Annotated in this window: 27 protein-coding genes and 1 riboswitch; of the genes, 16 read left to right on the top strand and 11 right to left on the bottom strand. The window is 44.0% G+C overall.

Annotated elements, in window-relative coordinates:
* Window positions 1–432: 432 nt before the first annotated feature.
* Window positions 433–517, top strand: a riboswitch (cyclic di-GMP riboswitch).
* Window positions 518–544: 27 nt separating this feature from the next.
* A complete protein-coding gene (locus MHH60_RS11830) occupies window positions 545–700 on the top strand; it encodes an anti-repressor SinI family protein (RefSeq protein WP_232061118.1) in 156 nt (51 codons plus the stop codon).
* Window positions 701–807: 107 nt separating this feature from the next.
* Here the strand turns inward: MHH60_RS11830 and MHH60_RS11825 are convergent, their stop codons facing one another.
* From MHH60_RS11825 to MHH60_RS11790, 8 genes are all read right to left on the bottom strand, one after another.
* Window positions 808–1,137 carry a helix-turn-helix domain-containing protein gene (locus MHH60_RS11825; RefSeq protein ID WP_076134902.1) on the bottom strand — a complete coding sequence of 110 codons (330 nt, stop codon included), beginning with the start codon at window positions 1,135–1,137 and terminating at the stop codon, window positions 808–810.
* 169 nt (window positions 1,138–1,306) lie between these two features.
* Window positions 1,307–1,915: a TasA family protein gene (locus MHH60_RS11820; protein WP_036682781.1), complete on the bottom strand. Its 609-nt coding sequence runs from the start codon at window positions 1,913–1,915 to the stop codon at window positions 1,307–1,309.
* A gap of 88 nt (window positions 1,916–2,003) precedes the next feature.
* On the bottom strand, window positions 2,004–2,594 hold the full coding sequence (sipW, locus tag MHH60_RS11815; protein ID WP_076107404.1) for a signal peptidase I SipW: 591 nt from the start codon (window positions 2,592–2,594) through the stop codon (window positions 2,004–2,006).
* Between the two features lies 1 nt (window position 2,595).
* Window positions 2,596–3,768, bottom strand: a complete 1,173-nt coding sequence (locus MHH60_RS11810) for a hypothetical protein (RefSeq protein WP_076134830.1) — start codon at window positions 3,766–3,768, stop codon at window positions 2,596–2,598.
* 378 nt (window positions 3,769–4,146) lie between these two features.
* Complete coding sequence (locus MHH60_RS11805; protein ID WP_076134831.1) at window positions 4,147–5,124, bottom strand: aldo/keto reductase; 978 nt, start codon at window positions 5,122–5,124, stop codon at window positions 4,147–4,149.
* 52 nt (window positions 5,125–5,176) lie between these two features.
* Window positions 5,177–5,392: a hypothetical protein gene (locus MHH60_RS11800; RefSeq protein ID WP_076134832.1), complete on the bottom strand. Its 216-nt coding sequence runs from the start codon at window positions 5,390–5,392 to the stop codon at window positions 5,177–5,179.
* A gap of 90 nt (window positions 5,393–5,482) precedes the next feature.
* Window positions 5,483–6,049: a PadR family transcriptional regulator gene (locus MHH60_RS11795; protein ID WP_076134833.1), complete on the bottom strand. Its 567-nt coding sequence runs from the start codon at window positions 6,047–6,049 to the stop codon at window positions 5,483–5,485.
* A gap of 5 nt (window positions 6,050–6,054) precedes the next feature.
* Window positions 6,055–7,575 (bottom strand): MDR family MFS transporter, encoded by a 1,521-nt coding sequence (locus tag MHH60_RS11790; protein WP_076134834.1) that lies wholly within the window; start codon window positions 7,573–7,575, stop codon window positions 6,055–6,057.
* Window positions 7,576–7,834: 259 nt separating this feature from the next.
* On the opposite strand from MHH60_RS11790, the gene MHH60_RS11785 reads away from it, so the two are divergent.
* The 9 genes from MHH60_RS11785 to MHH60_RS11745 all read left to right on the top strand — a co-directional run bounded on the left by MHH60_RS11785 (window position 7,835) and on the right by MHH60_RS11745 (window position 15,587).
* On the top strand, window positions 7,835–8,182 hold the full coding sequence (locus MHH60_RS11785) for a metal-sensitive transcriptional regulator (protein ID WP_076124636.1): 348 nt from the start codon (window positions 7,835–7,837) through the stop codon (window positions 8,180–8,182).
* A 53-nt stretch (window positions 8,183–8,235) separates the two neighbouring features.
* Entirely contained in the window at window positions 8,236–8,436 is a 201-nt protein-coding gene (locus MHH60_RS11780; RefSeq protein WP_076124634.1) for a copper ion binding protein, read from the top strand.
* 113 nt (window positions 8,437–8,549) lie between these two features.
* Window positions 8,550–11,012 carry a heavy metal translocating P-type ATPase gene (locus tag MHH60_RS11775; protein WP_076134835.1) on the top strand — a complete coding sequence of 821 codons (2,463 nt, stop codon included), beginning with the start codon at window positions 8,550–8,552 and terminating at the stop codon, window positions 11,010–11,012.
* Window positions 11,013–11,043: 31 nt separating this feature from the next.
* Window positions 11,044–11,796 (top strand): oxygen-insensitive NADPH nitroreductase, encoded by a 753-nt coding sequence (nfsA, locus tag MHH60_RS11770; RefSeq protein WP_076134836.1) that lies wholly within the window; start codon window positions 11,044–11,046, stop codon window positions 11,794–11,796.
* A 195-nt stretch (window positions 11,797–11,991) separates the two neighbouring features.
* Complete coding sequence (locus MHH60_RS11765) at window positions 11,992–12,900, top strand: ABC transporter ATP-binding protein (RefSeq protein ID WP_076134837.1); 909 nt, start codon at window positions 11,992–11,994, stop codon at window positions 12,898–12,900.
* A 2-nt stretch (window positions 12,901–12,902) separates the two neighbouring features.
* Window positions 12,903–13,637, top strand: coding sequence for an ABC transporter permease (locus MHH60_RS11760; RefSeq protein ID WP_076134838.1), 735 nt, complete (start codon window positions 12,903–12,905; stop codon window positions 13,635–13,637).
* Between the two features lie 4 nt (window positions 13,638–13,641).
* Entirely contained in the window at window positions 13,642–14,796 is a 1,155-nt protein-coding gene (locus MHH60_RS11755; RefSeq protein ID WP_076134839.1) for a sensor histidine kinase, read from the top strand.
* Window positions 14,793–15,395, top strand: a complete 603-nt coding sequence (locus MHH60_RS11750; protein WP_076134840.1) for a response regulator transcription factor — start codon at window positions 14,793–14,795, stop codon at window positions 15,393–15,395. Before MHH60_RS11755 ends, MHH60_RS11750 begins: the two co-directional genes overlap by 4 nt.
* 12 nt (window positions 15,396–15,407) lie before the next feature.
* Window positions 15,408–15,587, top strand: coding sequence for a histidine phosphatase family protein (locus MHH60_RS11745; RefSeq protein WP_076134841.1), 180 nt, complete (start codon window positions 15,408–15,410; stop codon window positions 15,585–15,587).
* 531 nt (window positions 15,588–16,118) lie between these two features.
* Here MHH60_RS11745 and infC read toward each other — a convergent pair.
* Both infC and MHH60_RS11735 read right to left on the bottom strand, forming a co-directional pair.
* Complete coding sequence (gene infC / locus MHH60_RS11740) at window positions 16,119–16,637, bottom strand: translation initiation factor IF-3 (RefSeq protein ID WP_076124627.1); 519 nt, start codon at window positions 16,635–16,637, stop codon at window positions 16,119–16,121.
* 61 nt (window positions 16,638–16,698) lie between these two features.
* On the bottom strand, window positions 16,699–17,604 hold the full coding sequence (locus MHH60_RS11735; protein ID WP_076134842.1) for a LysR family transcriptional regulator: 906 nt from the start codon (window positions 17,602–17,604) through the stop codon (window positions 16,699–16,701).
* A gap of 110 nt (window positions 17,605–17,714) precedes the next feature.
* Here MHH60_RS11735 and MHH60_RS11730 point away from each other — a divergent pair, with 110 nt between their 5' ends.
* The 6 genes from MHH60_RS11730 to MHH60_RS11705 all read left to right on the top strand — a co-directional run bounded on the left by MHH60_RS11730 (window position 17,715) and on the right by MHH60_RS11705 (window position 23,848).
* Window positions 17,715–18,119 (top strand): tautomerase family protein, encoded by a 405-nt coding sequence (locus MHH60_RS11730; RefSeq protein WP_076134843.1) that lies wholly within the window; start codon window positions 17,715–17,717, stop codon window positions 18,117–18,119.
* A 1-nt stretch (window position 18,120) separates the two neighbouring features.
* Complete coding sequence (locus tag MHH60_RS11725; RefSeq protein ID WP_076134844.1) at window positions 18,121–18,450, top strand: carboxymuconolactone decarboxylase family protein; 330 nt, start codon at window positions 18,121–18,123, stop codon at window positions 18,448–18,450.
* Between the two features lie 85 nt (window positions 18,451–18,535).
* Window positions 18,536–20,110, top strand: a complete 1,575-nt coding sequence (locus MHH60_RS11720; protein ID WP_076134845.1) for a sigma-70 family RNA polymerase sigma factor — start codon at window positions 18,536–18,538, stop codon at window positions 20,108–20,110.
* 290 nt (window positions 20,111–20,400) lie between these two features.
* Entirely contained in the window at window positions 20,401–22,284 is a 1,884-nt protein-coding gene (locus MHH60_RS11715) for an ABC transporter permease (RefSeq protein WP_341161133.1), read from the top strand.
* Window positions 22,285–22,290: 6 nt separating this feature from the next.
* On the top strand, window positions 22,291–22,725 hold the full coding sequence (locus tag MHH60_RS11710) for an FtsX-like permease family protein (protein WP_256715102.1): 435 nt from the start codon (window positions 22,291–22,293) through the stop codon (window positions 22,723–22,725).
* 145 nt (window positions 22,726–22,870) lie between these two features.
* Window positions 22,871–23,848 carry a phosphotransferase gene (locus MHH60_RS11705; RefSeq protein ID WP_076134846.1) on the top strand — a complete coding sequence of 326 codons (978 nt, stop codon included), beginning with the start codon at window positions 22,871–22,873 and terminating at the stop codon, window positions 23,846–23,848.
* Between the two features lie 47 nt (window positions 23,849–23,895).
* On the opposite strand, the gene MHH60_RS11700 is transcribed toward MHH60_RS11705, so the two are convergent.
* Window positions 23,896–24,789, bottom strand: a complete 894-nt coding sequence (locus MHH60_RS11700) for a helix-turn-helix transcriptional regulator (RefSeq protein WP_076134847.1) — start codon at window positions 24,787–24,789, stop codon at window positions 23,896–23,898.
* Window positions 24,790–24,806: the final 17 nt, after the last annotated feature.

Raw genomic sequence — 24,806 nt, 5'->3', positions numbered from 1 at the left:
ATTTTGTGTCAACGCTTACTGGAGCTGTGATGATTGCGGTTTCATTTCTCATCTTATTGTGCTACTTTCAGCCACTGTAATCAATTCATTCTTTCGTCCAATACGTTCGCAAAATGGTATGGGTTAGCTTGTTCTAATGAAAAGAAGGGTGTTTCTTCTCATTACCCATTCTAAAGGCCTATTAAAATGATTCTATTATCCTTATTTTTAACTATTAGGTCAGTAAATATTTATTTTGCTAGTACAATTTATTTTATGTAACGGACGAGTATCGTGATAATCGGACAAGATCTTTGAAAAAAAATCTTTTATTTTTCGTTTTAAAAATAAAAAGTAACCAGGAATCGACACACTTTTCCGCTTTCTTTTTGTATAATGTTATTGCAGATAGTAATTTTATAGTTTTTTAAGTAGATCCTTTCGTGAAAAGGGTCCAGTAAAAGGTAAACTTGCCGAAAGGCAGGGGCACAAAGTCGCGGGTCTAAGGTAGAGATACTATGACAGCCGGATTGCCTGGGGACGTAAAATCTTAGGGGGAGATTTTTTGGAAAAGTCCAACCAGGGTAGCAACAGAGAACAGCAGTTTATTGATCTGGATCAAGAGTGGGTACATTTATTATTAGCAGCTAAGAAGGCTGGCATTAAGGCAGATGAAATCCGCCAGTTCTTTCATGAGAAAACTGTGCAGATCGTGCAGTAATACATTAGAGGGGTTACATATCGAAAAAGGGCACAGCGGTTCTTCGCTGTGTCCTTTTTCGATATGATTTAGTAGAAGAGAGGATCGTACCAGATTGGTAGGAAGTATTAATCCTTTTGATCGAGCTTCCATTTCTGATAGTCCAGAAATTCTTTGAATTCGCGTTTGCTAATGCCTGAGTCCATAGCTTCCTGCACCAATCGGAACCATTCCGAATCTAAATGTGATTCCTCTGCATCATTGGGTTCTCCATAGAGTAGGGCATGAATGGATACCTGAAGCGCATCAGCGATCTTTTGGATAAACTGGATGGATGGATTGGATTGGATGTTTCTCTCCACGTTGCTAAGATACGACTTAGCCACATCTGCTCTGTCCGCAAGCTCAGATAGGGAGAAACCCTTGTCTAGGCGGAGCTGCTGGATACGTTGGCCCATATTCTGTGGCACTATGCTGACGCCCCTCCGTAATTTTTGTTATTAGTATAGCAAATATCAATAAATCGGACAAAGTTTATTGTAAAGAGAAGAGCAGCAATCTGCTTATCCGTGGCCGGATTCAGGATCTGCTGCTCTTCGAGTATTTTATTAAATTACTTTATTGATCTTAGTAGTCTTTTTTCGCGCCTTGTTTAGCTACGAAATCCCAAGTCAGTGTCAAGCTATCGCCTTGGAAAATATTTTGATCTTGGTTATTTTCAACAAATTCGAATTGGACGGAGAAGCTGTCATTAGTACCGGCTTTAATACCGGATGCTTCGGTAAAGAGTTGATCCCAACCTGTATTTTTTACGAGATCGGGATGCTGACTTTTTAAAGCAGCAAGTGTAGTCTCATAAACTACATTTTCAGGAGAGACGATAGGTACTCCTTTATCATTATTTCTAAGGAATTTAACTTTAATGAACTCGGCTAAATCAAGGTAGTTATCTCCTTTAGCATCCGTGATTTGAGTCGATGTATTCAGAATGATAGATCCGATATCGAGCGAACCATCGTTTTTCAATTTGAAGGATTTAGTTACAGTATCACCTGGTTTCAGGTTAGGAATATTAACGATGACAGAAGGGTCAGAGTTCAGATCGAGTGTACCCGCTGCGAATGTAGCTGTGCTTTGCGCAGTGTCGCTAAAGTATGCGAAGGTTCCTCCGCCGATTAATGATAAACCCAGTGCTGCAGATGCTACGCCAAGACCCAATGTTTTCTTGATACCCATAATAAAATTCCTCCTCAAATTTGTGTTGAATTTTTATAAAATTTATATATTGTATCTTCCGGTTCGTAAGCGGAAGTGGACAATCAACTTAGGGCTGTGTTTCTGTTGGGGACGGTGAGGCTGGCAGTAGGGCAGCATTTTTCTTTTCTAATGCAGCTACAGCCTTCCAAGAGGTATATAGAGCATAGAGCAGAAGCATCAAGCCAGGCACGATCATGAGGACTACACTTCCAGCTTTGGAAACCGCGAAATTCATAGCGTAACCGACATAGGGTACAGTAACCCCGGTATACTGAGCTACAACATTCGCAGAACTGGTAGGGTTCATGTCGGGTGCGTCGTTGTTATCGCCTTTAGTGCGATAAACAGCTTCACCCGTAGCGTTATTGACGGTCGCTTCTACAATCCGGTGAGTAATGAGCAGATTATCTTCATTCCTAAAGGTGATGACATCGCCTGGTTTGAAACGATTCATATCCCCTCCGGGTTTTAATGCGACAATTGAGCCAGTCTGAATTCCAGGTTCCATCGATCCTGAGAGTACGGTTTTGATCTCATATCCGAAGAAAGCAGGTTCACCGCCGGAGGCCTTGGATAACACTACGGCTGCCACCAGCAGAATAAAGATCATAAGCATTAAGCTCGATAGGGTATTATTGATAAATTTTTTAATCCGCATCTTATTCTCCACCTTTCTCAGGTTGAGGGTCCGAAGGAGCTTGGGTTGCTACCGGCGGGGAAGTCGTACTGTCTTCCGCCTTTGCCGTCTCTTGTGGAACCTCTTGCTGAGGGACATCTTTTGGAATTGTGAGCTCTTCGCCAATTTCCGGGTTAACCGGGTCAGTGGGTGGGGCTTCAGGTTGTTCTTTATTTGGGGCTTCCGGAGCAGCTTCACCTGACGTTGGAGGGGTTGCCTCAGCTTTCGCTTTATCCTCGGCTTCTTGTTGCTTTTTCTCCTCAGCCAAACGTACTTCTTCTTTCTTCGCTTCTTCTTCTTTCTTTGCTTGCTCCTCTAGCCGAGCTTTTTCAAGCTCTTCTAGTTTTTGCTCGCGAGTCTGACTGATCATTTGGAGTTTATCTTGAAGGGTAGTGATACCTGAGGTTGCCGATTCTTTAAGGTTAGTCAATTCGGTATTTAGAGCTTCATAAGTGGAGGTGAGGTCGCTAGAGATCACGCCGTCTGGTTGAGTGAAGGTAATCAGGAATGGCAGTGGCTGTGGAAACTCTCCTTCGCGTAATTCAAGTTGTCCATAAACATCACTGGTAACTACCGAAGCGAATGGAAGACCGACATCGTGTATGGAGGTTAGGTAACTAATAACTCCATTTAAGGAAGCATTCAAGGATTCCGAGATCACACCGCTTTGATTCAGGCTGCTTTGTAAATCTCTGAAAAATTGCTCATCCTTGATTTCTAGACAATTGGAATCTAGAGAAGTCATATATCCTCCTATCTGGAAGAGTAAGGCTGCTGCTGCACTTAGCTCATTGTGGATTTGATTCCAAATTTGGCTGTTAGCCGCCAGTTGCTCGTTAACGCTATCTATTTGAGATTGAAGCGCCGCTATTTGCGAAGAAATCTCTTGTGCAGCGACATCAAGCTCTTCCAGCGACATCCCTTCTATTCCTGAAACGTCCGAGTGGTTAGCTGATGAGGGAAAGGGTTGTAGTGATTCTTTTAAAGTGAGCGCTCGATTAACATGCTCTTTGAACTCTGTAAGCAGTGCCTTGATCGAATTCGGAAATACTTCGCAAAAGCTAATCGTGCTAGTGGTTTGCGTAGCAGCTCCAAAGCCTCCATAGGTACCACCAACTTGCTGCGAGGTGTATAGAAATAAGACGGAGACAGCCATTCCTGATTGCAGTATACGTAATCCGATTTTCCTGTTTCTTCTAGGTCTTCTCCTAGCTGATCTGGGTCTCAGAGGAATACCTCCCCTCAATGTCTGTTTCTTTGGTTCGTTATTATCGTTCTTTATTAAGAACAACTTCTGTAATGAATCATACATGGAATAAATCAAAAAGAAAACTGCCAATAACACGCATTTGTACTCTATAAAGAACAATAATGTTTATTTATCTCTAAATAACTCCTTATATCGCTCGATTACTAAATATATTCGCAATAAAGAACGACTTGTATTAGGGGATTGGCAAAAATACCCGGCTCGCAGTAAAAGCGCGAGCCGGGTATAAGCGGAGTAATGAAGTTGAGAATATAAATGTATATGTTACGGAAGTTTTGAACCACGTGAACTAACATACAAGTCGTACCATTCCTTACGGCTAAGCTCCAGCTTGTCCGCATCGGCACAGGCAGTAATACGCTTCGGATTCACAGTTCCAATAACAGGCTGAATGGCAGCTGGATGTGTCATTAGCCAAGCCAGTACAATGGCTTCGGGTGTTGTTCCTTTTTCATCTGCGAGCTGTTGGACCATAGCTGCTGTTTGGACGATATTCTCCGGTTGATCCTCTAATGAACGCCCGCTAAATAGACCTTGGGCGAGTGGCCCCCAAGCTTGAAGCTGAATGTTCTCCATTCGACAATGTTCAAGGGTTCCCTCAGGGAAGATAATATCCTTCCAGGGTTCACGATTTACACTGATTCCAGCATCCACCCAACTGATCTTAGCCAAGCTCATATGCAGCTGGTTTACGATAAAAGGTTCATCGCAATAAGTCTGCAGCAGCTTGATCTGAGCGGCGCTCATATTGGAAACCCCGAAATGACGAACCTTACCAGCGGCCTTCAGTTGATGTAATGCGGAGGCTACTTCCTCGGGATCCATTAAGGGATCAGGTCTATGCAGTAGAAGAATATCAATGTATTCGGTCCCAAGTCGTGACAATATTCCATCTACACTGTTCAGAATATGTTGGCCAGAGAAATCAAACGTATTAGTGCTGTCTCCAGGCTCCATTAGCTTAATTCCACATTTAGATTGAATTATGATTTCTTCACGTAGTCCTGGACAATCCTTAAAAATCTGACCAAATACCTTCTCCGCCTTCCCACGAGTGTAGATATCTGCATGATCAAACATGTTGATGCCTATGGAAAGGGCGGCATCAACCGCTTCATGTCCCTGTTTAACATTCTCCGCAGTAATCGGCTCATGGTCCCAGTCACCGCCTAGCCCCATGCAGCCTAAAGCAATGCGGCTTGCGGGAATCCCGCGCTTGTTTAAAGGTAACGCTTTCAACAATGTGATTCCTCCTTGGAAATTATGATTGCGTACTTGTAGATATTGTACACTCTCAGAAGCCCGTATGGTATTTTTTGTCGCTGGAAGAGCGGTGTTTGGTCTCCTCTTTATTCTTTTCCTCTTGCTTTTCCAGCATCAAATCTTCCATCGGAATCGGGTCTACATTCTGCTCACTTTCATGAAGGTCAAATAGACTTTCTTTCTCTGTTGGATATTGTTCCGGGTGATCCCGTTTGCCACTATCCAGCTGATGTTTTTCTTGGGTCATTTTTACCGCCTCGCCTTCCTTTGAGATTTAATGGATATTGTGCTCGTTAATAAACGTATTTGGACTCCCTTAAACAGAAAAAAGAGGCCATTAGGCCTCTAAATTCAACGGTGTCCCTACGTCTTTTAGCTTGCGTGCTACAACATCATCGTATAGGCGCTGCAGCCATTTCAGCTCAGTCAGGGTGTGCTCATATGTACCGTACATTAGATGCAGGGCAGAACGAGGCACGATGGAGATATGCTCCTCGTATACCTGATAAGCCAGATTAACCTGATGTTCTGTTTCCCGGAGGCGTTCCTCGAGCAGCTTCTCAACCTTGCTCTGATCGATATGACGGGACATAGCCAGGGCCATATACATCGGATGATAGAAGGGTTCGTTTTTCTTAATCTGTTGCAGGATAAGCTGTTCGAATAAAGCTTTACCTTGCTCCGTTATGGCATAGATTGTTTTGTCCGGCCGATCACTGCTGCGGATGACCTCTAAAGCTTCTATATAACCATCTTGTGCAAGCTTATCCACAGCATAATAGAGTGATCCCATCTGCAGCTTCGTGATCCGGTCCATGGAACGTTCCTTCATCACTAATGTGATTTCATAGGGATGCATGTTCCGCTCCAGCAGTAAACCTAAAATGGCTAATTTCATGGACATAAGGGTTACCTTTTACCCTCTGACGCCTGAACAGCTTTAGCAGGAATGGTAAGACGGTCTTTTGGCATGAGCAGTACAAAGACTAGACCGAGCACTGCAGGAATCAAAGCCCACATAAAGGTGTGCGCGATAGAGGTGGATAACGCACTTGATATTTTCTCTAATATTTCAGCAGGGATCTTCGCTCTTGCTTCAGGTGTTAACGCAGCGCGTGGATCTCCGAAAGCTGCTGACTGTTCACTACCGCCAAAAGCTTCGCTTAGGCTGTTAGTAAAGCTATTCCGCTGAATAATCCCGAAGATCGTAATTCCCAGCGTCATCCCAAGGGAGCGCATGAAGGTACTGGTCGAAGTTGCCGAACCCCGTTGGCGCATATCGAAATTATGGATAGCTGCCATGCTCAGAACGGAGAAGGAAAAGCCTACGCCGAACCCAGTCAGAGCCATAAATACATTAAGCATAAGGCGGGAGGTATCAGGTGATAAAGTGCTTAGGCTGTAGACCCCTGCGACAAAGCAGACTGCGGATAGGATCATAATGTTGCGGAAGCTGGTCTTTGTTGTAAGCAGCCCCCCGGTCTGACTGCCAACGACCGTACCGATCATCATCGGCATAAGGATCAGCCCTGAATTCGTAGCTGAGCCGCCAAATACACCCTGCACAAAGATAGGGATATAAATAGTAGCTACGATAAAAGCAGAACCATAAAATAAGCTGGTCACGCTGCTTGTTGCAAACAACCGTTTGCGGAACATAGCGAACGAGATCACAGGTTCAGCAGCTACTCTCTCAATAAGGATAAACGCCAGCAAGAGAACAGCAAAACCTACGAATAAGCCAAGGATGGCACTGGAATCCCAAGCATATTGATTACCACCAAGCTCCAGAGCGAACATTAGGCAGATAATCGCGCCAACCAGAGTGAAGGCTCCGCCCCAGTCAATGCGCTGTTTAGCGTGGGAGATCGACTCCTTATAAGAAGTTGCAATCAGGAACAGTGCAATAATTCCTAGCGGCAGGTTAATGTAGAATACCCACTGCCAACCAACGTAGTCGGTAATATAGGCACCGAGTAAAGGCCCAAGTACACTGGAGATTCCGAAGACGGCTCCAAAGAGACCGGTCAATTTTCCTCTTTTTTCAGGTGGGTAAATGTCGAAAACGATGGTGAAGGCGATTGGCATTAGTGCACCGCCGCCGATCCCTTGAATGGCACGGTAAATGCTGAGCTGTGTGATACTGGTGGCAGTACCGCACAGTGCCGAGCCAATCAGGAATACAATCAATCCGAAAATGAAGAAACGTTTACGTCCGTACATATCAGAGAGCTTGCCGAAGATAGGGGTTCCGGCCATTACCATTACCATGTAAGCGGAGGTGACCCATACGATTTTATCCAGACCGCCAAGATCTGAGACTATCGTTCCCATAGCTGAAGCTACAATGGTATTGTCCATAGCGGACATAAGAATACCAAGCAGCAGGCCAACCACTACGAGTTTAAGATTACTTTCTTTAGTATGCATGCTTCGCAGCTCCTTTTTCTTAATAGTGATACTTCTGTTCGAAAAATGTTCATAATTAGAAGCAAAATTTATTATATTCAAATTTGAATAGGGAGGCAATAGTTTTTTTGAAAAATAGAGATGTATAGCCAACCGTAGAAGAATACGGCGGTAATAAAGGGACAAACTATCCGTGGAGATCATCTGTGGATGAATTAGGAATGCCTCTTGACATACCCTACGGGGGTATATTATATTATTACCAAGGAGGCTGATTCTTATGTCTACTGCCAAGAAAGAGCAGGCTGCAGAATCCTGCGACATAAATTGTCATTCTTCATCATCAGGAGAACGAAAAAGTCATCATTCGGCAGAATTCAAGAATAACTTGAATACGCGCCTCAACCGGATTGAAGGCCAGATCCGCGGGGTAAAGGGTATGATTGAGCGGGATACCTATTGTGATGATGTGCTCAACCAGCTCGCAGCGGTACAGGCAGCGTTAAATGGTGTCGGTAAGATGCTGTTAGAAGGACATATGAAAAGTTGCATTGTTGAGCGAATCGAAGCTGGCGAACATGAGGTTATCGACGAGCTCCTAATTACGGTTAACAAATTAATGAAATAATAAGCTAATGCTTCTAGAGCATAGCTTCACAACATTTATTGGAGGTTATATTTATGTCAAACGCTACATTAAACGTTGAAGGAATGTCTTGTGGTCACTGTGTTAACTCCGTAGAGAAAGCCGTAGGCAATCTTGGAGCCACAGCTAAAGTTGATCTTGCTGCTAAGAAAGTTTCCGTCGAGTATGATGAGAACAAAGTAAGCCTTGGTGCGATTAAAGAAGCAATTGTAGATCAAGGGTATGACGTAGTTTAATTTGAAGCACAGTAATAAGGCTTGGAGTGATATGGGGAAGCTACCCAAAGCTCCAATGCCTTTTCTTTTAGAAATTTTCATACCCTATAGGGGTATGTGGAGGCGTGGAAATCATGGATAAAACCAAAACAACAGCTTCACCAAACGAACAGCAGGCAACTGTACAGATTACAGGCATGACCTGTTCCGCTTGTGCAACCCGAATTGAGAAGGGTTTGTCCCGGATGGACGGCGTATCTCGTGCGAATGTGAATCTAGCCTTGGAACAGGCTACTGTTGGATTTGATCCGACAGTATCAGGGTTGCCACAAATTGAAGATAAAATCCGCTCTCTTGGATATGACACTATTAAAGAATCTGCGGATTTTGATATATCGGGGATGACCTGTGCTGCTTGTTCCTCACGGATTGAAAAAGTGTTGAGCCGTACACCGGGCATAGCAGCAGTTAATGTGAATTTGGCGCTGGAAACAGCTCATGTAGAATATACACCCGGTAATATCAGTCCAAGGGAGATCATGGAGAAGGTAAGCAGTATCGGCTATAAAGCTTCTCTTAAAGAAGACCGCAAGGATCATGTGGATCGTCGTGGAAAAGAAATTCAGCATAAAAAGTGGAAATGGATCATTTCTGCAATTCTTTCGTTCCCCTTATTATGGGCGATGGCTGGTCATTTCTCCTTCACCGGCTGGATTCCAACACCGGATATATTTATGAATCCTTGGTTCCAGCTTGTTCTGGCTACCCCTGTGCAATTTATCATCGGTTGGCAGTTCTACGTAGGTGCTTATAAAGCCCTTCGTAACCGGAGTGCCAATATGGATGTGTTGGTCGTATTAGGGACGTCGGCAGCTTATTTCTACAGTCTTTATCTGACCATTGATTCCTTAAGTATGAAGGGAATGAATCATACTGTAGAAATGTATTATGAGACGAGTGCTGTACTCATTACCCTTATCCTTGTCGGTAAATGGTTTGAGGCGTTGGCGAAAGGCCGTTCCTCTGACGCAATCAAAAGCTTAATGGGGCTTCAGGCAAAAACCGCCCTCGTGATTCGGGATGGGCAAGAAATGAATATCCCGACAGATGAAGTCATTCCTGGCGATATTGTACTGGTGAAGCCCGGCACAAAGGTGCCTGTGGATGGCGAAGTAGTCGAGGGATTTTCTTCTGTGGATGAGTCTATGTTGACCGGAGAAAGTATTCCTGTGGAGAAAAAACCAGGGGATACCGTGATCGGTGCCACTATGAATAAGAATGGTATCTTGAGAATCAAAGCAAATAAAGTGGGGCGAGACACTGCGCTGGCTCAAATTATCCGAGTAGTGGAGGAAGCTCAAGGCTCCAAAGCTCCGATTCAGCGGATTGCCGATGTAATCTCAGGGATTTTTGTGCCGATTGTTGTGGGTATTGCTGTGATAACGTTTCTGATCTGGTATTTCTGGGCAGCCCCTGGCCAGTTCGCTGATGCCCTCGAAAAAGCCATTGCAGTGCTCGTAATCGCTTGTCCATGTGCGCTAGGTCTGGCAACGCCAACCTCCATTATGGCAGGATCGGGCCGGGCAGCAGAGCTTGGAATCCTCTTTAAGGGCGGGGAGCATTTAGAGGGAGCGCAAGGGATCCAGACCGTTGTGTTAGATAAAACAGGTACAGTGACGAATGGTAAACCCGTACTTACCGATGTTGTGACTACTACTGGAATTGCAGCTTATGGAAAAGAAAACGCGGAAAACCGTTTGTTAGCTTTAACTGCAGCCGCCGAAAAGCTATCAGAGCATCCACTTGCGGAGGCTATTGTTGCTGGCGCTGCTGATAGAGGCTTGGCTTTGCCTACTGCTGAGCAGTTTGATAATGTGCCCGGACGTGGAATTATGGCCGTTGTCTCCGATCAGCAGGTTATGGTAGGCACGCGGCGGATGATGGAAGATCATCAGCTCGATATCACAGAATGGACTCCAATTATGAAGAAGCTGGAGGAGTCGGGAAAGACCGCTATGCTAGTAGCGGTAGAGGGAGAAATTGCTGGGATTGTGGCCGTTGCTGATACGATAAAACCGACCTCAAAAGCGGCTGTAGCTGCGCTTCATGATATGGGTATTGAAGTCGTTATGATCACTGGTGACAATAAAATTACAGCTGAGGCTATTGCGAAGCAGGCAGGGATCGAAAAAGTGTTAGCAGAGGTTCTGCCAGAGGGTAAAGCTGAAGAGGTTCGCAAGCTCCAACAGAATGGGACTAAGGTTGCCATGGTTGGGGATGGGATCAACGATGCTCCGGCACTGGCTACTGCCGATACGGGTATGGCGATTGGGACAGGAACGGATATAGCTATGGAAGCAGCTGATATTACGCTGATGCGCGGGGATCTGAAGAGTATTCCTGATGCGATCATGATGAGCCGCAAAACGATGAGAAATATTAAACAAAATTTGTTCTGGGCGCTTGCTTACAATACAATAGGAATACCGATTGCTGCACTTGGGTTTCTAGCCCCATGGCTGGCAGGAGCTGCGATGGCATTTAGCTCCGTGTCTGTTGTCTTGAATGCACTTCGGCTACAGCGGGTAAAGCTGTAATATCACCATCACTATTTAGGGAGTGGCCACAGTGCAAGTAAATAACGATACAATTTCTCTGTTAATGAAACATGCCTCTGTCCGCAAGTTTCAGGATAAGCCAGTAAGTGAAGATCAGCTTAGCGCTATTATTGGAGCAGCTCAGATGGCTTCAACCTCAAGTAATGTTCAGGCCTATAGTGTTATTGCAGTTACTGACCCGGCACTAAAGACGGAGCTTGCGGGACTAGCGGGCAATCAGGCTTATATAGAACAATGCCCAGTGTTTTTGGTCTGGTGCGCTGATCTGTATCGGCTGCGCGAGGTGACGAAACCTCATTTGCAGGGAGAGACTTCTTATGAAGATTCTGCTGAGAACCTGATTGTAGCTACCGTTGATGTTGCACTTGCTGCACAGAATGCTGCAGTGGCTGCGGAGTCACTAGGCCTTGGAATTGTATATATCGGTGGAATCCGTAACCGGATCGCGGAGGTATCGGAATTGCTGGGACTGCCTGAATTGGTCTATCCGATATTCGGGATGTGTGTAGGTTATCCTGACGGAGCTTCGGGCCTGCGTCCGCGGCTTCCACTAGAGGCTGTTCTGCATCGTAATCGCTACAATGCGGAAACCACTGTGGAGCAGGTCAAAACTTACGATAAAGTCTCCTCAGACTATATGCGTGAGCGGACCCACGGCGTCAAAGACACCCCTTGGTCGGCCATTATGGCGGAGCGATTGGCACAGCCAGCACGGCTGCATATGAAGGAGTTCCTGCTGGAAAAAGGATTCCTCCGGAGATAACTAAACTTTCTTCATCTAAAGAGGCTGCCTTATTAGTAGTTTATTCTACTGATAGGGCAGCCTCTTTTTTTTATTCGGAGCCAGGAAGGTGACAGTTGTCATCTTAAAGAAATGACAGTCCATACTAATGTCATGTCTTCTTTTTCCATATGATTGAAATAGATCAAACGCATTCGGAAGCGGAGGGATTACGTTATGGATAATATTATAGAAATGCACGGGGTCAGCAAAATATATAAGGATAAAAAGGCCGTAGATAATATCAGCTTTAACATTGCTAAAGGTTCGATTACAGCTATTTTGGGACCGAACGGAGCGGGTAAAACAACGGCATTAGGCATGCTGCTGGGGCTAATAGAGCCTACCGAGGGTACAGTGGAGTTATTCGGGCAACATCCGAAGGATAAAGCAGTACGTGAAAAGACTGGAGCGATGCTGCAGGAAGTAAGTGTAATGGATCGGCTAAAGGTGCGGGAGATCATTGATCTGATTCGCAGTTATTATCCAAAGCCTATGGATATGGATTTTCTAATTAAGGCTACTGGACTTGCGCCAGCCGATTTGAATAGATACGCCGAGAAGCTCTCGGGCGGTCAAAAGCGTAGTTTGGGCTTTGCGCTAGCCCTCGCGGGTAATCCGGAACTGATCTTTTTTGATGAACCTACAGTGGGACTTGATATTACTTCCCGGCGGCGGTTCTGGGAAACGGTTCGTGGACTTGCGGAGCAAGGAAAAACGATTGTGTTCACGACCCATTATTTGCAGGAAGCAGAAGATATCGCGGATCGTATTCTGTTATTCAGTAAAGGCCACTTAGTTGCGGACGGAAGTCCAGATGAGATTAAATCACGGATTGTGAAGCGTTCCGTGTCCTTCCTGCCTGTGGGTGATCGCTCGCAATTGCGCAGAAACCTGCTAGACCTAGCTGCTATAGAGGATTGTTATGAAAAAGATGGCCGCATTCATGTGACCACAGAGGATACAGATGAGGCGCTTAAAGCGATTTTTGTGGCTGGACTTCCCGTGAAGGATGTTCGAATTGATCAGGGACGTTTGGATGAGGCTTTTGAACAATTGACCATGAACCAAGAGGAGGCTGTCTAACCATGAGACTAATTACTGTACAGTGTAAAGCGGAAATGCTGCGGATCATCCGTAATCCCTATTATGTGTTCTGGTCTTTGCTCATGCCCATCATGTTCTATTTCATCTTCACCCGGGTGGTCAATACAGGCAGCGATGACCTCACGTGGCGTGCTCATTATTTAATGTCTATGGCGACCTTCAGTGTAATGGGCTCAGCCATTATGACGCTTGGCATCCGGTTGGTGCAAGAGCGAACACAGGGCTGGACCACCTTTATTCGGATTACACCGCTGCCGGGATCGATCTATTTTTTCGGAAAAATGTTCGGACAGACGATGATGCATCTGTTTTCGGTCATTTGTATTTTTATCGCAGGCTATTTAATCAATGGCGTCTCTTTGTCCGCAGGTCAATGGGTGCTTAGCGGGCTGTGGATCCTGATCGGTTCTCTACCATTTTTAGCGATTGGTACGCTTGTAGGTGCTATGAAACGGGTGGATACAGCCAGTGGAGTCAGCAACGTGATTTATATGGCTCTTGCTGTAGCAGGGGGCATGTGGATGCCGATTGAGATACTGCCACGATTAATGCAGCGGATTGGTCATTGGTTGCCTTCCTATAACTATGGGAATGGAGCCTGGGAGATCGTTCGTGGATCAGCTCCGACGTGGAGTAATGTCTTGATTTTGCTCGGATATTTGATAGTTTTTATGTTACTATCGGTCTATATTCGAAAAAAACAGGAAGCGGTGTGAATGAATGGCTGAGCGTGCGAAGTTCCGGTTATTTCCACAAAAACAGGGGTTTTTCCCTTTTGTATGGGCTGTTTATCTGGTTTTGCCCATCCTGAATTTGCGCGGGGAGACTGGAATGAAGCTCTTTCTGGGCGGGATTATGATAGCGGTATTTGCCCTCAGCTATCGCCAGCTGTATTGGGTGCGGGGTGGAGTGTTTAATGTTTGGTTAATTATTCAAATGTTGATCATCGTGGTGCTTAGTGTGTTCTATACCCCCTATAATCTGTACATGGGCTTTTTCACCGCAAATTTTATCGCATATTATACGGAGAATAGAGGGTTCAAAATTGCATTTGCTTCTTTTGTGATCATGATCCTTTCGGTGCTGGTCTTAGTGGGTCGTGGGATGGAGTGGGGAAGTGTGATATTTTTAGCTCCGTTTATTATTATTATGTTGATTAGTCCGTTCGGAGTGAGGTCCATGAATCGGAATCAGAAGCTGGAGAAAGAGCTGGATCAAGCCAATGAGGTGATTAAAGAGCTGGTGAAGCGTGAGGAACGAATGCGAATCGCCCGTGACTTGCATGATACTCTTGGCCATACCTTGTCCTTGATTACGTTAAAAAGCCAACTCGTAGAGAAGCTGGTGACGAAAAATACGGAGCGAGCCCAAGAGGAAGCGCGGGAAATTCAGCGCACTTCACGGGCTGCGCTCCGTCAAGTGCGTGAGCTAGTGTCGGAAATGCGTGCGGTCTCAGTAGCAGAGGAACTGGCTGAAGCTGGAGAGATGCTGCGGACCGCAGAGATCGCCTTAGAAGTGGAAGGGGATATCTCTCTGGAGGGGGTATCCGATCTGTCGCAAAATATCCTCAGCCTTTGTATCAAAGAAGCAGTGACTAATATCGTGAAGCATAGCAGAGCGGATAAATGCTTCATAGGAGTGGCAAAGCTGGCTGGAGAAGTGCGAATTACCGTTAAGGATAACGGCATTGGTCTACAGCACGGGGAGATAGGGAACGGCGGGCTTAACGATGGAAATGGCATGAAGGGGATGGCGGAGCGCCTATCCCTGATTGACGGCTCCCTGTCGCTAAGCTCAGCTGAGGGTCAGGGAGCTACGCTGATCGTTACCATCCCGCTAATCGTAAAAGATGCACAAGGGGGTGAGACTGCATGATAAGCATTGTTATAGCGGAGGACCAACGTCTGCTTCGGGGAGCGATGGCTTCTTTGCTGGATCTTGAAGACGATATCGAAGTAGTCGGAGAAGCTTGTGATGGGGCGGAGGCGTTAGCTTTAATCGACAAGCTTCAGCCGGATGTTTGTCTCATGGACATTGAAATGCCGTTCAAGAGCGGGCTGGAGGTTGCAGAAATATTGCGGAGTAAGGATTGTCCGACCCGTATTATTATTTTGACTACCTTTGCCCGTCCGGGGTATTTTGAGCGTGGAGTAAAGGCTGGTATTCAAGGGTATTTGTTGAAGGACGAGCCTGTAGATAAGCTAGCTGAATCTATTCGTCGTGTCATGGCTGGACATCGGGAGGTATCTCCTGAGTTAGTCTTTGGCAGTTTGCGGGAGGAGAATCCATTAACAGCACGGGAGCGCGAGATTTTAAAACTGGCTGGAGAAGGGCAAACCGCGAGCGAGATAGCCTTTTCGCTGCATCTGTCTTACGGCACTGTCCGCAACTACATCTCTGAAATACTCAATAAGCTGGAAGTGAAAAGCCGGATTGAGGCGGTACGGCTGGCTGAAGAAAAAGGCTGGATTTGAGGGGAGAAGGGTATGGTTATGCAAATATTTCCGATTCGTCATGGTGATCCGGACTATTCCATAGATGATCTAACGGAATTAGGGCATCAGGAAGCAGCGGCATTGGGAAAACGCATGGCATCTAGCGGTCTGGATGAATTATATGCTTCACCATTGGGGTATGAACTATCGCCCAAGGGGATTAATGGGTAATCATGTTTAAGGTGACTGATTAAGAGCGAGCAAGGACATTGTCTATGAAGTGAAAGGCCATCCCGCAGAGGATGGCCTTTTTTAATAATACAAGAAAGTATAAGTTCGGTACGATACATTATCCTTCTATTTCTCGCATAAACGCTTACCGTCCTTTAGGGACACCGAGGGCGCTTTTGCTTGCATATAAGAATCATGCCCCTTGCCCAGTTCCTGATTTCCACTTGCTATTGTGCTAACGGACTTAGATGCAGCTATTTGTACATTTTAAGTCTTTTGGAGGAAGTTGCGGACTCGAGAGAGCTTATTTTCCATAAATGGAGGGAATATCGTGCTATTTTAGTGATATAAAGTCTCTGAAGTCCGTTAGCATCCCAGAACAGCGAAATAGTTACGAATAAGGGCTGTGGTGTCCGAACGCAATTCTGAATTCTGCTCGCAATAAAGCTACATTTGCAGATAGCAGCAGCTTTTTCATGAAATGGTCTACTAATTTTGGTTTTGAGCCTAAATTATCTGAAATTCCACTCTTCACCGTGGATTTAATTTCACCTGTGAACCTTTGCCGCCTGTCTGTATGCCAGTTTCCTTCGTTCCAACTTCCTTCAAGTCAGTCACTAGTCGCTCCAATACGGCCTTGGAGGCAGCAGCTTCCTTCGCACCGGATGCTTTGACAACTAATTGCACCGGCTTGCCGGAGCGGAGATGCTTCTCAGCCTGACGGAGCTTCGTATCGTAGTCGTGCTCTTCAATATGAGCAGTGAAGCGGAGCTCTTTGACCTTCTCCTTGCTGCCGCCCTTTGCAGCTGAACCCCCACTGGCCTTGCGTGCTGAGGCTGCCTCCTTCTGCGCGGCCGCTTTTGCTTTGCCCTTTGCAGTTAGGCTGCAGGGCGGTGGGCTGCTCATTAGCGAGGTGCATACCAGATCAGCACCTGCTGATCTGGCCATGGCCAGCGCCTCTTCCCGGGAGACGATACCCAGCTTCTCACCCCTAAGTCCTGTAAGGACTACTTCGGATGCTCTGATTTGTTCATTGATTAATACTGCCACTTCTATGAATCCTCCCCTGATAACGATGATAAAGCTATCATATATGGAACTAGCTTGAGGTTCAAATGTGGAGCGTAGGATTGGCGTTACTAATCCTCTCAATTTCTTCTTTTATGATTTGTAGGATTAGTTTTTTAGATGATGTTGTTAGATATTCTCGGTTGCGCCGCTGCAATATACCCACTTGAATGAACGGCTCGCTTAGTTCAACATCTATTTTTACGATATCTGTCATTAAAGCTGTCGAATCAAGCACTACCCCCACCCCAGGGTTCTTTCTTACAAAATGAGGAATAGCAGAAATTTGGCTTATGGTGGATAAAGTGGGCTTTGATTCGAATCTCGAAAATTGCTTAGCTAACCGAAGGTAATATAAGCAAGTGCGCCCTCCAGCTATAATTGGATATTCAAGAATTTCTCGAAATGAAATATCGTCTCGTCCGCTTAAAGGATGATTTTCATCTACTATAAAAGCGATTTTCTCGTGATAGAGCGGTTCGAAATAAAAGAAGGACAGGTCGGGCGGCTCACCGCAGATGGCGAAATCCAGTTCACTTTGTAGAACAAGTTGTGAGAGGGAATCAGTGTTACCCTGAATGAAGTTACATGCCATTTTTGGTTTTTGCTCCTGAAACTTTCGCAAGGCGTTCGGTAGGACGGATTCCATCATGGATTCAATGCCTCCGATATGAAGTGTGCCAATTTCGTCATGCTGTAAAGCTTTGGTGAGTTCTGATACATAGTTCCAATGTTGAATAAGGTTGTCGATTTCCGCTGCAAAAACTTGCCCAGCACTTGTCAGTTCTACTTCCCAGCCTCTGTGAAAGAGTTGTATGCCCAGTTCCTTTTCAAGTCGTTGAATTTGGTTGGTAATGGTAGACTGCGCATAATTCAACTTCTCTGCAGCGCGTGAGAAAGTGCCTTCTTGAAGAATGGTCTTAAAAGCCATCAGTTCTTTTAGATCCATCGATTGTCACCTCTATCGGTGTAATTGATTAAGATTATTATCTTATTCAATTATATAAATCAAAATACTGAGAGTACAATAAAAGAATTCCAAAGAAGGAGTGAATTAAAATGCCATTCATTAGAGTCAGTTATCTGGAGCAACAATACGACAATCATCAGCTAGAAGGAATATGCAGAGCGATTATGAGCGCGTTAATTCAGCATTTCCATGTACCGGAGGATGATATGTTTCAGGTTTTTCATGCGCATAAAGCGGGGGAGTTTTTTTATAGTAAAGATTATTTAAATATTGAACGAAGCGACGGACTGATATATATCCAAGTTACGCTAAAATCCGGAAGATCAACGGAACAGAAGAAAAGCTTTTACGCGAGGCTAGCCGAGGAATTATCGATGACGCTAAACATCAGAAAAGAAGATATATTCATTGTGCTCGTCGATACGGAATTCGAAGATTGGTCGTTTGGTAACGGTGTTGCTCAAATGCTACAACCTCCGGTTAGGGAGGTGTAATATGGCGCATCAGAAAATAGCGACAAATGTACGGGAATCGTTAGGGGAGTTCGCTCCGGCATTCGTCGACTACTCGGAAAATGTGTTATTTGGGGACTTATGGAGACGTGAGCAATTATCACTTCGGGATCGTAGCATGATTACGATTTCTGCCTTGGTGATGGGGGGCATGACGGAACAACTCCCCTATCATCTGCGCTTGGCTTTAGAGAACGGCTTACAACTTGAAGAAATCGTGGAGGCCATCACCCACCTTTCTTTTTATGTAGGTTGGCCGCGAGCCTCTTCAGCTCTAGAGGTTGCAAAGGATGTACTAGGAAAAAATAAATAACGTCTGACTTTTCAAACCCATCCGTAACCTTTAGGAACTTCATTGGCACTTGTATATAATACGGAAGAAGGGAGCGGGGGAGAAAATGCTTCAGTATATCGAAGAGGCTAAACAAGGAGACCGACAAGCTTTTGAACAGATTGTTAGGCACTTTACACCGATGGCCAATGCAGTTGCGTTCGAAAAGCTGCGTGACTATCAATTAGCGGAAGATGCTGTGCAGGAAGCTTTCACAGAAGCCTTTTTGCATTTGAATAAATTACGAGCAGTAGAGGCATTCCCGGGCTGGTTTAAAGCTATTGTGGTACGGCAATGTTATCGTATCTTGCGAAGAAAGCAGCATCCTGCATTACCCTACGATGAAGCTGCGCAAGCGACAGAATCTTCATTTTCTATAGCAGATATTATTGAGAAAAAGGAAACCCAGCGGCTGGTTCACGAGTCTATAGCTGCATTAACGTCCAATATGCGGATTGCTGTTCAATTATATTATTTTCAAGGCTACTCACTACAAGAGATTGCTGACTTTCTGGGGACTTCGGTTTCGGTATTGAAGAAGCGACTTTTTGATGCCCGCCGCAAACTGAAAGGTGCATTGCCTGTGGCAGATGTTCTTTCCGTATTCAACCATTTGTACGAAGGGGGAAAAGATGTGCTTCACATTGTAAATGGAGATGTAGTGGGAGAGAAGCTGCGGCAAGGAATCGTGAAAGGTGATGTACTAGTGTGGAGAGAGGTATATTCGCATGGACCGGTATTTTTGGATCCTACCTATGGAGATAACCGTGCTGTTCGAGCGCAATATTTGGAACAAACGATGGGAATTCCGCAGAGGGAGTTTATTGAGAATAGTGAGAGGCAAGAGAAGATTTTAGCTGATTTTCATAAATATGAAGAAGTGGTGTTATGGTTCGAGCATGATTTATTCGATCAGACGATGCTCAGTTATTTACTCCATTGGTTCTCGAAGCAGAAAATGTTAACCACCAAGCTAAGCTTACTATGCATTGGAGAGTATCCGGGAATAAAGTTATTTCGAGGACTTGGACAACTTTCTATAGAGCAGATGGAAACATTATCAGGCACATGGAAGCTAATCGGAGCCAAAGAATTAGAAGCAGGTCAAGCACTCTGGGAAGCCTATGTATCACCGAATCCAGAATTGCTGTCACAACGATTAACTACAGATACGTCGGCTTTACCCTTTGCACATGACGCCTTCCGGGCGCATTTATTACGCTTTCCTTCTACTACAAACGGACTTGGCATCGTAGAACAAATCACGCTGGAGATGATCCATGAGGGAATAAAATCACCCTATGAGCTGTTCAAAAATGTGGGTGATCAGCTTCATATCTTAGGAATGGGCGACTTGCAATATTGGCATATCCTAAGAAAGCTGGTACAAGGCCCGTACCCTTTGCTACAAACCCATGGATGCAATGAGTTCCCTGTTTATAATGATTCAGTAATACAATTTAAAGTCTGTGAGCTTGTATTAACAGAGCTAGGTAAGAGTGTAATAGCTGGAAACGAAGACTGGGTGCAGAAGAATGGCAGCGATGAGTGGTTTGGAGGTGTACATCTGCAAGGATTGACTCCGCGCTGGCGGTGGAATCCGTTGGTAGGTGTGCTTCAGGAGAGAAGTACCGAGGCGTAATTTATTAATCTAAATGCTTGCTACACAAGGCATATTGAGCATAAAAAGACTTCCACTAACTTGGAGATACTCAAACGCTCCAGAGGGGGAAGTCTTTTTTTGTTGTATCCATATATTATATGAATAGTAAATATAGTATATATCATCTATTTAAAGGGTGATTGATCTTTGTTGGAGAATATTATCTATAGAATAAATAGTGAAAGTATTCACTTAAAGATGCAAAGGGAGGAATATTCGTTATACGATAGGAGGATGATGTATCAATGTTCATACAGAATAAAACAGTAATGATAAGAATTGCAAAAGCGAATTTAAAAGCGGAAAAAACCAAAAATTACTTTGTAGGCAGTGTGATAGCCTTAGCTGCGTTTTTATTAACTGTTGTAATGACTTTTGGTTATAATTCTTTTACTAACCTACAACATGAGTCGAATTTCCAAGCTTTATTCTATAATCTCAATAACAATGAAATCTTACGATTGAAAGAAATAGAGGAAATTAATAAAATCGGACTCTATAAGGAAATAGGCAGAGAGAAAAAAGAAGAACGTTTATTGTCCATTCTCTACACGGATCAAGCCATGATGGATTTATCAAATGCTAATATCGTTCTGGGAAAATTCCCCACAAAAGAAAATGAAATTGCAATAGAAAAAGACTTTCAGTTATCCGATGATCGAAGCCTGGGGCTTGGCGATTCTATTTCTTTGCAATTTAGAAACAATGCCAGCAAAGAATTTCAAACCAGCCAATTTGTGATTTCTGGAATTCTGCAAACAACCGCATCAGGAAACGAGAATCGAATGGGTTACAATGCTCTGGTATCAAGCGCGTTCGTTGAGGCGGATCCGTTTCTTTCCAAAGAGGATTACTCCGCGGCAATTAGCATCAACAATAGCAGCAGTTATTCCAACGAGGAACTGAAGTCGAAAATCAAAGAAATAGGGCAGCGAATGGGTATCTCTGAGAGAAATGTTCAGATCAATAATGTGAATGTGGACAGTAATAATCTGTCAGGAAGCACTGTGATATCCATCTTGTCTATCATGCTGATTATCGCACTGGCTTGTTGGCTTGTCATCTACAATATCTTTTATATTTCAATTACTAAGCGAATTAAACAATACGGACAACTTAGAGCAATCGGTGCAACAAAAAGGCAGATAAAACAGCTAGTTCTATATGAAGGGGAAAATCTTTCAAGAAAATATATCCCTATTGGAGTTATCTTTGGATGTTTAATGAGCTGGATTTTAAGTGGCTTTCACTGGAATGCAGTTCCAAGTTTTTCACTTGCTTTTTTAGCAGGTTTGCTCACCAAAGTAACAGTTAGAGCCTCATTAAACGCACCATCTAAATTCGCATCAAGAATCTCCCCTATAACAGCGATTAGACATGTAGATGCCGATGTTAATACAAAAAAGGAGAAAAGAAACTCTAAAAGACTAACACCATTTTCTTTAGCTGCATTGAACTTATCAAGAAGCAGGAAAAAGACGGTGTTAACTTTGCTGTCTCTTTTTTTAAGCGGAACACTATTTGTTTCCTTGGGGACATTGTTAAACTCGGTCGATCCAATCTCAAAAGCAGAGAAATATTTTCCGAATCATGGTCGGTTTGATATTCAAATTAATAATGAGTTGTATTCTGAAACAACCTCATTAAGTGATCTTCAGACGGAAGGGCAACTATCTACTTCTTTAAAAAATAAAATCCTAGCTATAAATGAAGTTGAGGACGTAATCGAACATCAGTATATTGAAGCTGCTATCGAAGGAATAAAAACGGATGACGGGGCCGCGATAGTCAGTATTGAGAATATCCCTACGTTAAACAACGAAAGATGGAGTAGTCATTTGGCTGAGGGGAAGATCCCGGATGTTGATTCATCGGATGCATCCTACATTCTCTTGAACAGTGCCAGTAGTGACTTAGATTATTACGGGGCTCATTACGCTGTCGGTGATCATATTTCATTCATAATTGCTAATGATCAGGAGAAGACCAAACATGATTTTGAGATCATTGGAGATATTCCGGATAAGAATTCAGGAACTTCATTTTATCTTCCACCCAAAGTAATGCAAACTGCAGCCCCTTTTAATAGCAATAAGAGCTACGAAGTTATTACTATGGATAAATCGAATGAAGAGTTAATAAAGAGTGAGTAAGAGGGTGTGATTCTCAATGAGGATACACTCAAATTATTGTCTTTTTCCGAAGTTGTGGAATCCAATAGAATTGCTTTTAGAACTATCACTATTTCAGTGTATAGTTTTATGGTTTTTATAGCAGTATTCAGTATTATCAATCTCTTGAACACCATAATCACCACTATTTCTGCAAGAAAAGGGGAGCTAGGCCTTATGCAAGCCATAGGAATGAGCCGAAAACAATTAATGGCTATGTTAACCTATGAAACAGGATTTTTAGTGGTTGGAAGCTTTACGATGGCTCTTTTTACGGGCGATCTAATGGGATACATGATAAGTAAGAGTGCAGGGAATATGGGGGGGGCTTTCCTACATTCAATACCAATTCCCTTGGGGTGCTATTTTCCTGTATTTCTTGGTTATTTTACTTGTCCAGACTGGTATGGTTCAGTTTGTTAGACGATCAATATCGTCGCAGAGCATTATAGAGCAATTAAATTAACGATGCGGAAAGTTTAGCTATATTTAATAAATCCCTCGCCTTTATACGGGCTAAACGTGAAAATAAATAGTGAGTAGCAATTAACGTTGAAGGGTGATTTATATGCTGAAACTACCGGTGTATCATTCCGTAATTTCTTCCCATGCCATAGTACCCGTAATTAATGATCTTTATGAAATCGGGGATGTTCTGGAGTGTAGTTTTTATGAGAACGGACTTAATGATACCTATTTACTAAAGACCTCTATTGATAAATACATTCTTAGGATCTATAAAGCTCATTGGCGAAATAAACATGAGATTGATTTTGAAGTGGAGTTATTGAATCACTTAAATAAGAAGAATATCCCTGTATCGGCTCCGATAATCAGCAAGGATGGTGGTTACCTAATTGAGCTGGAGGCTCCTGAAGGAACACGTTACGCAGTTCTGTTTACTTTTGCAAAAGGCAATTATTCCGATGAAAAAGCTAGCTGTGAATTATACGGTGAACAAGTGGCTAAGATGCATCTGGCTATGGATGATTTCGAATGTGGGCAGCAAAGATTTACGCTTAATTTGGATCATCTGCTTAAAGAATCGCTTCAATCGATTCGCAAGCCTTTATCCCACAGGCAAGAGGATATCGATTATCTAGAATCTTTGTCGGAAGTATTGGCAAATAGCATAGCTGAAATCTCATCAGAGCTGGATTGGGGGGCATGTCATGGTGATCTTCATGGAGCGAACGTACATTTCTACGAGGATACCCTGACTCATTTCGACTTTGATTGCGGAGGTTTTGGCTGGAGGGCCTATGATGTTTCCGTGTTTTTGTGGTCAAGGGTTAGAGGGAAAGAACGAGAGCATTTTGACAATGAACAATGGACTGTTTTCCTGGAGTCATACCAAAAGCATAAAGTATTATCTGAGAACGATTTAAAGGCTATCCCTATATTTGTTGCTATCCGGGAGATATGGTTGATGGGTCTGCACACAGGGAACGCACAGGTTTGGAGTTGTGGGTGGCAAAACGATCATTACTTCAATACTAATCTGCAATTCCTACGTAATTGGTGTGAAGTTCATTCTATCCGATAGACAATATCCAAACAAGAAGCCACTCCATATTTAGGGGTGGCTTTACTTCAGTCATTATTCATAAACGTCTTATGATAAGCGTTACGATATTGGGTGGGCGTCATGTTTTCGTATTTTCGGAAGAGGCGCATGAAATATTTATCGTCGGTGAACCCCGTCTCTGTCGCGATGTCCCTCACGCTTAATGCGGTTCTGGTTAGTAGCTCCTTCGCTTTAGTCACACGTACTGAATGGATATATTCCAATGGCCCCATGGAGGTATGCTGTTTAAATAGCCGAGCTAAATAGTCCTTGTTGTAATTGAATTTATCCGCGATGATGGCCACGGTAAGCGGTTCGCTTGCATGTATCCTTGTCCACTCAGCTATTTTGACGAAGGTGACATCTTGCTGTGCGCGGATCAGCTTACTGGCGAACGGCTGAAGTGCATGCTCAGACAGCTCAATTAAAAGCGAGGTCAGCAAATAATTAACGCTGGAATAGGTTAAATACCCCGAGTTGGCCACATGAAGGATTTGATTCGCCAGAATATGAATCCGGTCACTATGTTCGATTTTTATGATTTGGGGCAGATATAGATCATGTACGGACCATAAGCGCTGTGTGCGCGAAAAGATTTCTTCTGCCTCAGGCTTCATTTCCTCCTCACTCAGTAATAACCCTCCGTTTGTCAGTTCGAAATGAAACCAATAAAACTTAACCCCGGGTCGTGACTCTCTATAGCCGACATGTGTGCGATTAGGCATGAGCAGAAGAGCTTCGTCAGGGCCTACTTCAAATTGTTTGTTTTCCTCACTCAAATATACCGTTTCGTTCACGCCAATGATTAGTTCGTAGTTCCCCATAACACGCTCCACATGCTTCCATGGTGTTTCTGAGATAAATTCACCTGCCGCTGTAAAATGAACAGGTACATCTGCATTTATTTTTAAATAGCTCATGCGGTCCTCCTAGCAAT

Source organism: Paenibacillus sp. FSL H7-0716 (assembly GCF_038002705.1).
In the GTDB taxonomy this organism is placed as follows: Bacteria; Bacillota; Bacilli; order Paenibacillales; family Paenibacillaceae; genus Paenibacillus_AQ; species Paenibacillus_AQ odorifer.
This window is presented reverse-complemented; position numbering and strand designations above follow the sequence as displayed.